This window comes from Enterococcus florum (genome assembly GCF_004309355.1).
Lineage (GTDB): Bacteria > Bacillota > Bacilli > Lactobacillales > Enterococcaceae > Enterococcus_A > Enterococcus_A florum.
In genome coordinates, this window is the sequence record NZ_BJCC01000019.1 from 36,824 (window position 1) to 50,656 (window position 13,833).

13 protein-coding genes are annotated in these 13,833 nt (G+C 41.5%); 11 read left to right on the top strand and 2 right to left on the bottom strand.

The window, feature by feature from the left end; translation table 11 throughout:
- The first annotated feature begins 119 nt into the window (after positions 1-119).
- The 3 genes from cdaA to glmM are packed head-to-tail and all read left to right on the top strand — an operon-like array spanning position 120 to position 3,470.
- The gene (gene cdaA, locus NRIC_RS11805; RefSeq protein WP_146622906.1) at positions 120-1,001 is read left to right on the top strand and encodes a diadenylate cyclase CdaA; all 882 of its coding nucleotides are present in this window, start codon (positions 120-122) and stop codon (positions 999-1,001) included.
- Positions 1,002-2,084, top strand: a complete 1,083-nt coding sequence (locus NRIC_RS11810) for a CdaR family protein (protein WP_146622907.1) — start codon at positions 1,002-1,004, stop codon at positions 2,082-2,084.
- Positions 2,085-2,114: 30 nt separating this feature from the next.
- Positions 2,115-3,470, top strand: coding sequence for a phosphoglucosamine mutase (gene glmM, locus NRIC_RS11815; RefSeq protein WP_146622908.1), 1,356 nt, complete (start codon positions 2,115-2,117; stop codon positions 3,468-3,470).
- A 222-nt stretch (positions 3,471-3,692) separates the two neighbouring features.
- On the opposite strand, the gene glmS is transcribed toward glmM, so the two are convergent.
- Positions 3,693-5,501, bottom strand: a complete 1,809-nt coding sequence (glmS, locus tag NRIC_RS11820) for a glutamine--fructose-6-phosphate transaminase (isomerizing) (RefSeq protein WP_146622909.1) — start codon at positions 5,499-5,501, stop codon at positions 3,693-3,695.
- Between the two features lie 393 nt (positions 5,502-5,894).
- Between glmS and NRIC_RS11825 the strand changes: the two genes are divergently transcribed.
- From NRIC_RS11825 to yihA, 7 genes are all read left to right on the top strand, one after another.
- A complete protein-coding gene (locus tag NRIC_RS11825) occupies positions 5,895-6,182 on the top strand; it encodes a hypothetical protein (RefSeq protein ID WP_146622910.1) in 288 nt (95 codons plus the stop codon).
- Positions 6,183-6,211: 29 nt separating this feature from the next.
- Positions 6,212-7,237 carry a signal peptide peptidase SppA gene (gene sppA / locus NRIC_RS11830; RefSeq protein ID WP_146622911.1) on the top strand — a complete coding sequence of 342 codons (1,026 nt, stop codon included), beginning with the start codon at positions 6,212-6,214 and terminating at the stop codon, positions 7,235-7,237.
- 1 nt (position 7,238) lies between these two features.
- The gene (locus NRIC_RS11835; RefSeq protein ID WP_146622912.1) at positions 7,239-7,817 is read left to right on the top strand and encodes an RDD family protein; all 579 of its coding nucleotides are present in this window, start codon (positions 7,239-7,241) and stop codon (positions 7,815-7,817) included.
- Positions 7,804-8,730: a hypothetical protein gene (locus NRIC_RS11840; protein WP_146622913.1), complete on the top strand. Its 927-nt coding sequence runs from the start codon at positions 7,804-7,806 to the stop codon at positions 8,728-8,730. The genes NRIC_RS11835 and NRIC_RS11840 overlap by 14 nt, the downstream gene beginning before the upstream one ends.
- A gap of 110 nt (positions 8,731-8,840) precedes the next feature.
- Positions 8,841-10,124, top strand: coding sequence for a trigger factor (tig, locus tag NRIC_RS11845; RefSeq protein ID WP_146622914.1), 1,284 nt, complete (start codon positions 8,841-8,843; stop codon positions 10,122-10,124).
- A gap of 187 nt (positions 10,125-10,311) precedes the next feature.
- Complete coding sequence (gene clpX / locus NRIC_RS11850) at positions 10,312-11,556, top strand: ATP-dependent Clp protease ATP-binding subunit ClpX (RefSeq protein WP_146622915.1); 1,245 nt, start codon at positions 10,312-10,314, stop codon at positions 11,554-11,556.
- 76 nt (positions 11,557-11,632) lie between these two features.
- Entirely contained in the window at positions 11,633-12,229 is a 597-nt protein-coding gene (gene yihA, locus NRIC_RS11855; protein WP_146622916.1) for a ribosome biogenesis GTP-binding protein YihA/YsxC, read from the top strand.
- Here yihA and NRIC_RS19300 read toward each other — a convergent pair.
- A complete protein-coding gene (locus tag NRIC_RS19300) occupies positions 12,226-12,375 on the bottom strand; it encodes an SPJ_0845 family protein (protein ID WP_175580069.1) in 150 nt (49 codons plus the stop codon). The two genes, yihA and NRIC_RS19300, sit on opposite strands and share 4 nt — an antisense overlap.
- A gap of 128 nt (positions 12,376-12,503) precedes the next feature.
- On the opposite strand from NRIC_RS19300, the gene NRIC_RS11860 reads away from it, so the two are divergent.
- Positions 12,504-13,829, top strand: coding sequence for a hypothetical protein (locus tag NRIC_RS11860; RefSeq protein ID WP_146622917.1), 1,326 nt, complete (start codon positions 12,504-12,506; stop codon positions 13,827-13,829).
- Positions 13,830-13,833 lie beyond the last annotated feature (4 nt).

Here is a 13,833-nt window from a genome sequence, read left to right on the forward strand (position 1 = left end):
ATGAGCAGGCTGGTTTGTGAGGCCTTTTTTACTGAGTTAAGAAAGGATTCTTGTGTGTTTTACCTAAAGCGACGCTGTGTTATACTTGTATAGAAATTGTATAGAAAGAGAGGTTTCCTATGCCCAATCGTTTAGTGGAAATTTTCAGACCCGATTACTGGCTAAGCTTATTTTCTGAAAACCTTTCAACTTGGAATATCATTGCCAATGTTTTAGATATCTTGGTCGTTTGGTTTTTGATCTATAAGCTGTTTCAATTAGTGAGAGGGACCAAGGCGGTTCAGCTAATCAAAGGCGTTGTCGTGTTTATCGGTATACGAATCCTAGCTGAATTTATGGGGCTTCATACCTTGTCTTGGTTAATGAATCAAGTCATTACTTATGGTGTGATTGCAGCGGTCGTAATCTTTCAGCCAGAAGTGAGACGTGGCCTCGAACATCTTGGACGAAGCTCCTTCTTTATGCCTTCGAAAAAAGAGGACCGAGAAGACGAACGAATGATCTTGGCCTTTGACAAGGCGATCCAGTATATGTCCCGCCGTAAAATCGGAGCACTGGTAACAATCCAGAGAAACACTGGATTAGACGAATACATCGAAACTGGAATACCGATCGATGCAGATATATCCGGAGAGCTGCTAATCAACATCTTCATACCGAACACTCCTTTGCATGATGGCGCTGTAATCGTAAAGGACGGTAAGCTTGCAGCAGCCTCTGCTTATTTGCCATTGTCAGACAGCATGCTGATTCCAAAAGAGTTTGGAACGCGGCATCGTGCCGCAGTCGGGATCAGCGAAGTCAGTGATGCTTTAACATTCATCGTTTCAGAGGAAACTGGCGGAGTCAGTTTGACCTTCAATACTGACTTTTTGCACGATTTGACGCAAGAGGAATATTTGCGGATCATGCGCAGAGAACTAATCTTGGAAGAGAAAGATCGTGATAAAAAGAATCTATTTCAAGCCTTTATTGATGGCGTTTCTAAAGGAGGAAAATAGATGATCGGCAAATTTAAGAATTCAAACCTTCCATACATTTTGATTTCTTTGGCCTGTAGTTTGGCTCTTTTCTTTAATGTCAACAGTCAGAGTGTCAGCCGAGTGTTTAATTCCAATTTGACTTATCAGGAAGCACTTCAAAATGTTCCTGTTACGCTGAACTATGATTCAGATGAGTATTTCGTTCATGGATTTGCTGCGACAGTCTCTGTAAAATTAAGCAGCGCCAATCGAATACAGTTAAATCGGGAAGCCGATGAAGATACGCGGGCTTTTAGCGTCGTTGCTGATTTAGAAAATCTGAGTGCAGGCACTCATGAGGTGAAGCTGCAAGCTCATAACCTGCAGAGCTCGATAGTTGCGACGATTGAGCCTCAAACAATTTCGGTCACGATCGAAAAGAAACAAACCAAAACGTTTGATGTGACACCAGTTTTAAGCAATACAACGGATAATGACGACATGCAGATCGATAATCTAACTGTTAATCCTGAAAGAGTTGAGATTACTACGGGTGAGGAAACCATGAAACAGATCGACCGTGTGATCGCCACTGTTGATGCAAGCAAATTAACAGGAGAAGAAAGCTCACTTCGAGCACAGGTTCAGGCCCTGAATGCCAATGGTGAAGCACTTGCGATCCAAGCTGAACCGCAAAATGTCGTGGTGTCGTTCCAATCCGAAATGACAAGCAAAGAAGTGACCTTGCTTCCACGCCAGGAAGGTACCACTCCTGACGATGTAGAACGTTATCAAATTGAGCTTGATCGTTCGGTCGTTACGATTCGAGGAATTGGTGAGGCGATCAATACAGTCGAATCGATTGAACTGCCAGTGAATATTTCGGGGATCACTCAAGCCACACGCCGTATGATCGATGTACCAGCTGGAGAGAATTATGAAGTCAATCCAACTTCTGTGGCTGTTCGAATTACACCGATAATGGCTGACTCTGGTGAGACAACGGAAAGTTCGACTCAGCAGCCTAATGAATCAACTTCAGAGATACAAGGCAGTGAAACTACACAGTCATCATCGATCCAACCTGATGGCAGCGGAGAGTCCACTACAACTACGAATTAAATCAAAGGATGAGAAAGGAAATACAGAAGAATGGGTAAATATTTTGGAACTGATGGTGTCCGAGGAATTGCAAACAAGGAGTTAACGCCAGAATTGGCATTTAAATTGGGCCGATGTGGAGGATACGTATTAAGTCAACATGAGGAAAGTGATTCTCGGCCGCGAGTATTAGTCGGACGTGACACACGTGTTTCGGGAGAAATGCTAGAATCTGCATTGATTGCAGGATTGCTTTCGGTGGGAATTGAGGTATTTCAACTAGGTGTGATTTCTACGCCGGGTGTTGCCTATTTGACTCGTTTGCAAAAGGCCTCTGCTGGTGTTATGATTTCGGCATCGCACAATCCTGCTGAAGATAATGGAATCAAGTTTTTCGGAGGGGACGGCTTTAAGCTGGTAGATGAACAGGAAGCTGAAATCGAAGCACTCTTGGATGCTGAAACCGATCTTTTACCTCGGCCTTCAGCGGAAGGATTAGGAACGTTAGACGAGTTTCATGAGGGGTTGTTGAAGTATTCGCAGTTTCTTGTGCAAACTATTCCCGGCGACCTCGCTGGAATTACGGTTTGTATCGATGCAGCGAATGGAGCAACTTCTACAAGCGTCAATCGTTTGTTTGCCGATCTAGAAACTGATTTTTATACGATGGGAACAAATCCGAATGGCTTGAACATCAATGATGGCGTGGGTTCTACCCATCCTGAGAAATTAGGAGAGTTTGTGCTGGAAAAACAGGCTGATGCCGGCTTAGCCTTTGACGGTGACGGCGATCGCGTAATCGCTGTAGATGAAAACGGAAGAATCATCGATGGAGATCAAATTATGTATATTTGTGCCAAGTACTTATCAGAGCGCAAACGTCTGAAAAAAGATACAGTCGTTACAACGGTGATGAGCAATCTTGGTTTCCACAAAGCGATCGAAGATATTGGCCTGCAAGACGTTGTGACCGCTGTAGGCGATCGATATGTCGTGGAAGAAATGCGTAAGAATGACTATAATTTAGGTGGAGAACAATCAGGACATGTTTTGTTTTTGGATTACAACACGACTGGAGACGGCATGTTGACAGGAATCCAACTGTTGAACATCATGAAGCAAACGGGGAAAAAGCTTTCAGAATTGGCAGACGAAGTAACTATTTATCCTCAACGTCTCGTGAATATTCGAGTAAACAATAAATACGGAGCGATGGATGTGCCGGCAATCAAGAAGGTCATTGAAGATGCTGAAGCTGAAATGAATGGCGAAGGACGGATCTTGGTACGGCCGTCAGGTACTGAACCGCTGCTTCGTGTAATGGCAGAGGCACCAACAATCGAAAAAGTCGACTATTATGTAGAAAAAATCGCAGCTGTCGTTAAACAAGAAATTGGATTGGATTAAGAAATATGAGGCTGTGACAGAAGCGGTTAGCTTCGAGAAAGAGCTGCTTTAGTCGCATCAATTGTAGGCTTTTGAAGAGGCTATGACAGTGATGCCAAGCCTCTTTTCGCAAAAAAAGAAATTAGATAAAAAGAAAAGACGTTCAATACTCAAATTACGAGTATTGAACGTCTTTTGTCTACAGTCTAAGGAAATCACAAAGGATTTCCTCTTAACTGTATCTTATTCAACTGTGACTGACTTCGCCAGATTACGTGGTTTGTCTACATCATATCCGCGTTCAAGCGTTGCAAAGTAGGCAATTAATTGACCAGGAATAACTGATACCAGCGGGCGTAAGAATTGATGAACCACTGGGAGGATGATTTGATCGCCTTCTTTACTTAGCTCCTCGGAAACGATCACCAAGGTGTGTGCACCGCGACTTTCGACTTCACGAAGATTTCCTCGTGTGTGTGGAGCAGTAACAGCTTCAGTAATGATGCCAATGACAGGTGTTCCGTCTTCTACTAAGGCAATCGTCCCATGTTTCAATTCGCCAGCAGCAAAGCCTTCTGCTTGGATATAGGAAATTTCTTTTAGTTTTAAAGCTGCTTCCATTGATACATAATAGTCTTCGCTTCGCCCGATATAAAAGGCATTCCGCGTTGTGCTTAAATAATCGATCGCAAGTTGACTGATTAACTCTTTCTCATTGATCATTACATCCATGGCGTTTGCTGCAATTCCTAATTCCATTGGAAGATCAAAGGATTTTGCAGATAAGACATCCTTCGCTTCGCCTACTGCTTTCGCCAGTACAGTCAAGACGGCGATTTGGGCGGTGTAGGCTTTTGTCGAAGCGACTGCAATCTCTGGACCCGCATGCAGCAACATCGTGTAGGTCGCCTCGCGAGAAAGGGTAGAGCCTGCCACATTTGTAATAGTCAACGAAGGATAACCCATCTCACTGGTTTTAACTAATACTTGGCGGCTGTCTGCTGTTTCGCCGCTTTGACTTAAAAAGATGAAGAACGGCTTTTGAGATAATAAAGGCATATTGTAGCCAAATTCACTCGACAAGTGGGCCTCCACTGGAATTTGTGAAAGCTGTTCAATGATTTGCTTGCTGGCTAAACCGGCATGGTAACTTGTCCCGCAGGCAATAATGTAGATTCGATCACTTGCTAGTAAGCTGGTTAGAAGCTCTTGATCAACTGCTACGGCTCCTGTTTCGTCGGTATATTCACTGATAATCCGACGCATCGTAGCAGGTTGTTCATCGATTTCTTTTAACATGTAGTAAGGATAGGTCCCTTTTTCCATATCAGATAGATCGATTTTTGCTTCGTAAGGGCTGCGTTCGATGATCGTTCCTGTTTGGTCTTCAATTTGAACACTGTCCTTTGTGACAATCACAATCTCCCCGTCATTGATTTCTACAAATTGATTGGTTTGCTCCAACATTGCCATTGCATCACTGCATACTACGTTAAATCCTTCACCTAAACCGATCAATAAGGGACTTTTGTTTTTCGCTACATAAATGACTGTACGATCTTCTTTGTCAATCAGACCAAACGCATAAGAGCCGCGAATTTCAGCGACTGCCTGTTTGAACGCTTCCTTTGTGTCTAATCCCTGTTTTGAGAAATATTCTACCAAATGAACAGCAATTTCAGTATCTGTTTCTCCATAAAAATGATCGCTTTCCAAAAAAATTTTTTTCAGCTCATCATAATTTTCAATTACGCCATTGTGCACTAAAACAAACCGGCCATTTTCGGAAGTATGAGGATGAGCATTTTGTTCGCTAGGTTCTCCATGAGTTGCCCAGCGAGTATGTCCAATCCCGATTTTTCCTTGAACACTGCTATCAATTTTGCCTTTTAGATCCTTGATCCTGCCTTGAGATTTTACGAGATGATCTGTTGAAGAATCAGCCACAAAGATCCCTGCTGAGTCATACCCACGATACTCCAACTTTTCTAAACCCTTAACCAAAATGTCTGCTGCTTTGCTATTTCCTACGATTCCTACGATTCCACACATAATGTCTTTCCTACTTTCATCATCATTATATGTTTCCGTACCACGGGGATATTTTTTTGTCCCTTCTTTTGCAAAAAGGATTTAAAATAACCTATAGAGTGTGGCACCCTGAAGCTATCCGCCGAAATCTTCGATCAGCTTCTTCCTCGTCACCTCTGAAAAAGGTCTGGCGCTATCTTTATTGGTCTAACCAATTAGATTTTTTGGTATTTCTAACGGAAACACTGATAAATATAATATAAATGCCGAATTAAGTCAACCTTTTTTGCCGTAAAATTTAAATTGGTATAATTGGAAGAAAGGGAAATTGGCCTCTAAAGCTGCAGCATCACGTCTATTTCCATATCTATTGGAAATAATGTACAATAAAAAAGAAAACAAAGGAGGAGAAACATGGAAACCATCAATCAATTGAATGTTGGCCAGTTGAAGGCCTTTATGAAAAAGCTGGAAGAGAATAAAGCAATCAATGATGAGACGAAAATCTTTCTGGATACTGGTTGGGATAGTCTTCAAGAGGTATTGTCGGACGCATTAAGCGTGGAGGGAGCTCAAACGTTTCAGATTCAGGATCCACTCAATGAAGAGGTATTTCTTGGATATACGTTAACAGAAAAAGCAGAAAAAATGCAGGCTTCTGGTGACATTGAGAAGGTAGTTGTCATTCGTAATTTGTATTAAAGAGAACCAATTAGATAAGGGGATAAACGATGAACAAACGAAGATGGGCTGCTGTTGGAATTGCGATTATTTTATTTGTTTTTTCAGGAGTGGTGTCAAGAGTCACTAGAAACGAGGAGCAAACGAATAGGAGTATGAGTCAGGTCAACCAAATGCTTTTTGGAAGTGGACAGCCTGAAGAAGTGGTTGAAGAAGAGGGGACCAGCAGCAAGAAAATTGTAAAATTGAGTATTGAAGGGACCATTATGAATGACGGAAGCAGTAGTTTGTTTTCGTCAGGAGGGTACAATCATCAATCATTTATGAATCAATTAAAGACAGTCCAGCAGGATAGCGAAATAGCAGGGATTTTATTAGAAGTAAATACACCTGGCGGTACAGTGTACGAGACCGCTGAGATCACAAAAGAACTTAAAAAAATTGGCGAAGATATTCCTGTCTATGTTGCCATGAAAAATCAAGCGGCTAGCGGAGGTTATTATGTTTCAGCACATGCAGACAAGATTTTCGCTAGCGATGAGACCATCACAGGATCAATCGGTGTGATTATGTCCAATACGAATTATTCGGGACTGATGGAAAAATTAGGAATCACGGATGCGACAATCAAGAGTGGTGCGTTAAAAGACATTGGATCCTCTTCTCGGCCACAAACGGATCAAGACCGCGAAGTGTTGCAGGCGTACATTGATAATAGTTACAACCGATTTGTGGATGTCGTCGTACAAGGGCGCGAAATGGATGAAGCCAGAGTTCGTGAGCTAGCGGATGGACGCATTTATGATGGCGATCAAGCGAAGGAAAATGGATTAATCGATGAAATCGGCTACCCGGATGAAGCCTTAGCTGCGCTCAAAAAGGAACAAGATCTAGAGGGAGCTAAAGTTGTCTCCTATTCAGATGGCAGTACGGACTTCATCAACAGCTGGTTAGGTAATCAATTGGCGGAAATTCAGGGGTTAAAACCGACGCAAGAACAAACGATCAAAGGAATTCTTGAAAGTGTAGGAACCCCTCAAGCTCCGAAAGCCATGTACCTATACGGAGGTGAGTAAAATGACTGAGGATAAAAAGCCAGCGGTTGGGCCGAAAACAGCGCAAGAACGATTGTCTCAAGCTGCGATCCAGCAGGATAAAACCATCATTCAGCAGTTTCATGGCTACCCTAATTATTATTATGCAGGCTTTTGGATTCGCATGTTTGCCTTCTTGCTGGACACCTTATGTATAACGGCAATTACCAATGTATTGATCGGTTCTATCTTCAATCTGATCAATTTAGAAAAGCACTCAGAACTGTTTAGTCCGTATGGAGTAGCGGCCTTAGTCGTTTATCTTCTCTATTTTATTCTTTTGACTAAAATCAATCACGGGCAAACAATTGGAAAAATGGCATTCGGGATTCGTGTCGTCTGCTTCCAGGAAGAGATACTGAGCTGGAAAACTGTTCTGATTCGTGAAGGGGCTTGTCGGTTTATTCTAAAGAACCCTTTCTTCATGTTAGGCTATTTGCTGGTTTTGTTTACACCGAATAAACAGCACTTGGGAGATTTTTTTACAGATACAAGTGTCGTAACGATCAATCTGCTTCGTGCTGAAATGGAAGGAATCAATTTATCCAATGAGCAATATTGAGTTTCCAAGGAATTATGATTTCTATTTATCAAAAGGTCGAGAAGCATTGGAGGCAGGTCATTTATCTGAGGGATTGTATTTTTTAGAAGAAGCGTATCTAAAAAAACAAGAAACAATTGTCAATTGGCTGATCGTTTCTACAGCTTTTGAATTGGGAGAATTTGTTAAAGCACTGAACTATATGAATGAGGAAAAGGCCTTTTATTTGGAGTCTGTCGAACGATTTACCTTATACTTCCAAGCACTTCTAGTTGTTAAGCAATTTGACTTAGCGAGAAAAGTTCTGTGGGATACAAAGCAGCGAAAGCTGTTTTCTGAAGAAGAACAGCACGGCTTTGATTATCAGTTAGAATTGCAGGAACAGCTCCATCAGGTAGAACGTCAGCAGATGATCAAGGAGATCAAGAAACGCTTGGAGGATTTACCAAATCAGACAGCCTATGAGCAGATGGTTCAGGTAAAAGAAATTGCAGCAATGTCATTAAAACAAAAGGTCCAGTTGAGCCAGAAAATGTTGACTAATCCATCCGTTACACCGATCGTTCGAAATTTTCTATTTGAAGAATTGTCCAGAAGCGGGGTCAATCAAGAAATTGAGATCATCGCTGTTGATGGAAGCAGACTCAAATTGAATCCGGTAGAGATCGGTTTGCCTGAGTATAGCGTGCTGGAGCGATCCATTGCCGAAAAAATGAAACAGGAGTTGGCTGACACGGACCCTGTTTTATTAGAGAATCTGTTGGAGGAATTGCGTCTGGAAATGGCTCTTCTCTATCCGATCCAATCAGCTTACGATGATCCAAAAGGATGGACAGCGAGCCTTTATTCAGAGTACCTCGAACGACCACTGTCTCTTCATCCAAGGATTGAGAAAATCAGAGGGATTTTAAAGAAGGCAATGGTGGTTCTTTAAGTGAGAAAGTCAGCCATTTCAATAGCTTTATATTTACAATTGACAACCAGTAGTGTACTATTTAATAGTATGCAAAAATGCAAGTATATTAGTATTCGGAGGGAACCAACTTGACTGCAACATTTGAAAAAACTGGCACCAATGATGGTGTATTAACTTTCTCGATTGAACAAGCAGAAATCCAAAAAGGATTGACAAATGCCTTCAACAAAGTGAAAAAAAATCTGAATGTACCTGGCTTCCGTAAAGGAAAAGTTTCTCGCCAAGTATTTAACCGTATGTACGGTGAAGAAGCGCTCTATGAAGATGCGTTGAACGATGTATTACCTGCCGCTTATGAAGCAGCGATTAAGGAAGCTGGGATTGATCCAGTTTCTCAGCCTAAAATCGATGTAGAAAGCATGGAAAAAGGGCAAGATTGGGTCATCAAAGCGGAAGTAACCGTAAAACCTGAAGTAAAATTAGGTGATTACAAGGATTTAGAAGTGCCTAAGCAGGATATGGAAGTAACGGATGAAGACGTGGAAGCACGTTTGAAACGCGAACAAGAAAGTCAAGCTGAATTAGTGATTAAGGAAGACGAAGCTGCAGCAGATGGCGATACAGCAGTCATTGACTTCGAAGGATTTGTTGGAGAAGAATCTTTTGAAGGCGGGAAAGGCGAGAACTACTCGCTTGAACTTGGCTCTGGTTCATTCATTCCTGGATTTGAAGAACAAGTGGTTGGTCACAAAGCCGGTGATGAGTTCGACGTTACAGTAACTTTCCCTGAAGACTACCAAGCAGAAGATCTTGCTGGAAAAGAAGCGGTCTTCAAAGTGAAAGTACATGAAGTAAAATCAAAAGAACTACCAGAATTAGACGATGATTTTGCAAAAGACGTAGATGATGAAGTTGAATCTTTAGACGAGTTGAAAGAAAAATACCGTAAAGAATTGACTGAACAAAAAGAGCAAGCAGCTAAAGATGCTGTTGAAGAAGCAGCGATCAAGCAAGCAGTCGACAATGCTGAGGTAGTTGAGTTGCCGCATGTGATGGTTCATGACGAAGTACACCGTTCAATGGATGAGTTTCTAAACAACATGCAGCGTCAAGGAATTTCTCCAGAAATGTATTACCAACTAACTGGTTCAACAGAAGCAGACCTTCATACTCAATTTGAAGGAGAAGCTGAAAATCGCGTGAAAACGAATTTAGTCATGGAAGCTATTGTTGAAGCTGAAAAAATCGAAGCATCTGAAGAAGATGTGGAAAAAGAGATCAAGGATTTGGCTGAAATGTATCAAATGCCAGAAGATCAAATTCGTCGTGTCTTAACAGAAGATATGCTTGAACACGACATTAAAGTTAAAAAAGCGGTTGAACTTGTTACTGGGACTGCCGTAGAAAAATAGAGTCAGAGTGCACGATCCTTTAAGGGTCGTGCATTTTTGGTTTCACATCGCTTGATGCTGATATGTGATTGATTAAAAATAATCTAAATTCAGCGACTATCTTTGTCTTTTTTTACGTATATGTTATTATAGATAAAGACTGCAATCGTGGAAACACTTGTGGAAAATGAAACAAGAGGTGAAGGCTATGTATGAGAGCACTGGTGCAGGGGATACAGTACGTTGTTCTTTTTGCGGTAAGACTCAAGAAGAAGTTAAAAAAATTGTTGCAGGCCCTGGGGTTTACATCTGTAATGAATGTATTGATCTGTGCAAGGAAATCATCGATGAGGAATTCCACGAAGAAGCCATTCGGGAGTTTATTGACGTACCGAAACCAAAAGAAATCTTGGACGTGTTGAATGAATACGTGATTGGTCAGGATCGCGCAAAACGCGCCTTGTCAGTTGCTGTGTATAATCATTATAAGCGTGTGAATACAGAAAGGGATGTTTCAGATGAAGTGGAATTGCAAAAGAGCAATATTTGCTTGATCGGTCCTACGGGTTCCGGGAAAACCTTTTTGGCACAAACGCTGGCTCGGACGTTGAATGTTCCGTTTGCTATTGCTGATGCTACGAGTTTGACTGAGGCTGGATATGTCGGTGAAGATGTGGAGAATATCTTATTGAAACTTTTACAAGCTGCCGATTATAACGTCGAGCGCGCTGAAAAAGGGATTATTTATATTGATGAAATCGACAAAATCACTCGTAAGGGAGATAATGTATCGATTACTCGCGATGTTTCTGGAGAGGGCGTTCAGCAAGCTCTGCTGAAAATTCTTGAAGGAACGGTAGCTAGCGTTCCCCCACAAGGTGGACGCAAGCATCCTCATCAGGAATTTATCCAAATCGACACTACCAATATCTTGTTTATCGTTGGCGGGGCATTTGATGGCATCGAGACTATCGTCAAAAATCGGATGGGTGAAAAAACAATCGGATTTGGAACCAACAACAAAAAAATCGATGAAAGCGAAAGTATCATGCAACAGATCATTCCAGAAGATCTGTTAAAATTCGGGTTGATTCCTGAATTTATCGGACGATTGCCTGTTACTGCCGCTTTGGAGAAATTGACCGTTGATGATTTGGTACGTATTTTAACAGAACCTAAAAATGCATTGGTCAAACAATACCAAAAGCTGTTGTCTTACGATGACACGGAGTTAGAATTTGAAGATGAAGGCTTGCGTGCTATTGCTGAAAAAGCGATCTCTCGCAATACTGGTGCCCGTGGATTACGGTCGATCATTGAAGATATTATGATGGATGTGATGTTTGATATTCCGTCAGACGATACGATCCAGAAGGTTGTCTTGACTAAAGAAGCAGTCGAAGGAACCGGAAAACCAGTGATCCAGTATTTAAATGAGAAAAAAGCAGGTTAGATAAACAGACTGGGACAAAAGGTCGATCGGACTTTTTCGACCAGTCTTTTTTGCAAAATAACTAAAGGGGTGTTATATGAAAGTTCATCAGGCAGAAATAGTGATTAGTGCAGTTTCTCCTAAGCAGTATCCTGAAAGCGATCTTCCAGAAATTGCTTTAGCAGGCAGGTCCAATGTTGGAAAGTCTTCTTTTATCAACACACTAATTAATCGTAAAAATCTTGCCCGTACCTCTGGCAAACCAGGGAAGACCCAAACGTTGAATTTTTATTTGATCGAAAATGCTTTACACTTTGTAGATGTTCCCGGCTATGGCTATGCCAAGGTCTCAAAAACGGAGCGTGCCAAATGGGGAGAGATGATTGAAACGTATATCACGTCCCGGAAACAGTTAAAAGCAGTGGTGTCGCTAGTAGATGCACGGCACGAACCTAGTACTGAAGATGTTCAAATGTATGAATTTTTAAAGTATTACGGCATACCCGTTATTGTCGTAGCAACGAAGATCGATAAGATTCCACGGGGAAAATGGAATAAGCATACCAGTGTTATTAAGAAAAAATTGGATTTTGATCCCAAAGATACCTTCATTTTGTTCTCTTCCGAAACGAAGCAGGGAAAAGAAGAAGCTTGGAAAGCGATCGAAAAAATGATAAAAGAGGACAAAGTCTAAGCTTTGTCCTCTTTCTTTTTGTCCTCTGCTTTTAAAAACTGTTCAATCTTTTCATTGGGTTGGATCTCTTCCTTTTTATCCGGGTCGATGGCGAACTCTTCAAAAAGCTTGTCTAAATTATCTGTACGTTCAAATTTTAATCCCATAAGTTGACACCTCCACATGTCATACTATAGTCAATTCAAAGTGATTTGGCAAACTTTCAATCAATTTCTTATCATTTTTAAAAAGTTTACGTTATAATTATTATATAGAGAAACAAGGGGGAAAGACAATGGGAGAAAAGCAATTATATAGTGTTGCACAATTGCATCGGATGGATCAAGAAGATCTAAGAGCGGCAGCAGCGGATTGGCTAGTGATGACGCGCCTGTTGTTGGAACCTGTAGAAATGATGATCAACGGGCGTAAAACAGCTTTTGATCTTTCCAAACTAAAAGACCAAATCGCTTCAGTCACGACAGAGGAGGATCTTTTAGTTCAGATCAGCAACAACGAAGCGGAATCAAGTCTCCACATTTGGGGCGAAACGCTGCTAGAAAAAACGTTGGTGACGAGAAAAAGCTATGAGACTTGGGAAGCTGTTTTTTTGGATTACTTAAATGAAAGAATGAAGCACAAAGGACTTTTTGCTTATATTCGTGATTATGACGAATATTTGTACCATAACACGAGCCAAATCGACAAGAGAAGAGCTTTTGAATCTGCACAGGAATCAGATGCGCTGCCAAAAATGAAAGGGGTTAATGGGGAAGTTATTGTTGACTGCAATAGGTTTCCAGGGTTTGATGTTTTTCATAAGGGGTTTTGTCTAACCTCTTGCTGGCGGATGTTCTTTGGAAGTGCCTACAAACAGCTTTTTCCTAAACAACTGTTGCTGGAAATTCAGCAGGTGGAAAAGGTAAGGGAACTTGGATCGGGTGTCTTTATCGAGTTGTACAAGGACCCGTTTCAGTGGAAGGAACCAAGCAATATCCGTTTTCAACGGTTATTTCGTGATCAGTTGGGAGTTGCTCAGCTTTCTTACACGAACGGTGTGGGATTATTGGCACAGCCATACATTGAATTCGCCTTTGAGGATACTGTGATTCAGACTGTTCAGTACCAAAATGAGCAATTTCAACCAACAGAAAAAAGGAATGCGGCTTACTTTGTGACTCGTACCTATGATTTTTTGAATGATCAATACCGGGTACACCGCATGAAGGGGGCCCTGAATGTACTTGCCTACTTTCCGTGGATTGACGATGACAACGAGAAGATGATGAATTATCATGTGATCCATCCAGAAATGACGATCGATCAAGGAATAGACGCGTATGAGTATTATATCCGAGACGTAATGGATTTGGACATAAATGATGAACGCTTCAGAAAATATACCGCGATCTTACAATTCTTCATTCCTGGAAATGCGCTGAATGAGTTTCCGTTAGAAAAACTGGCAGCAAGATTAAACGACGTGACGATTCAACAAGTCAAGGATCGAAAGGATGGATTTGCTCTCTCTTTGGAAAAAGGAAGCAACCAACTGACTGTTTTGTTTGTGGACCAAAAAAATATCGCGATGAAAAATCAATTGAGTGCACTTGAAGTTTAAGGAG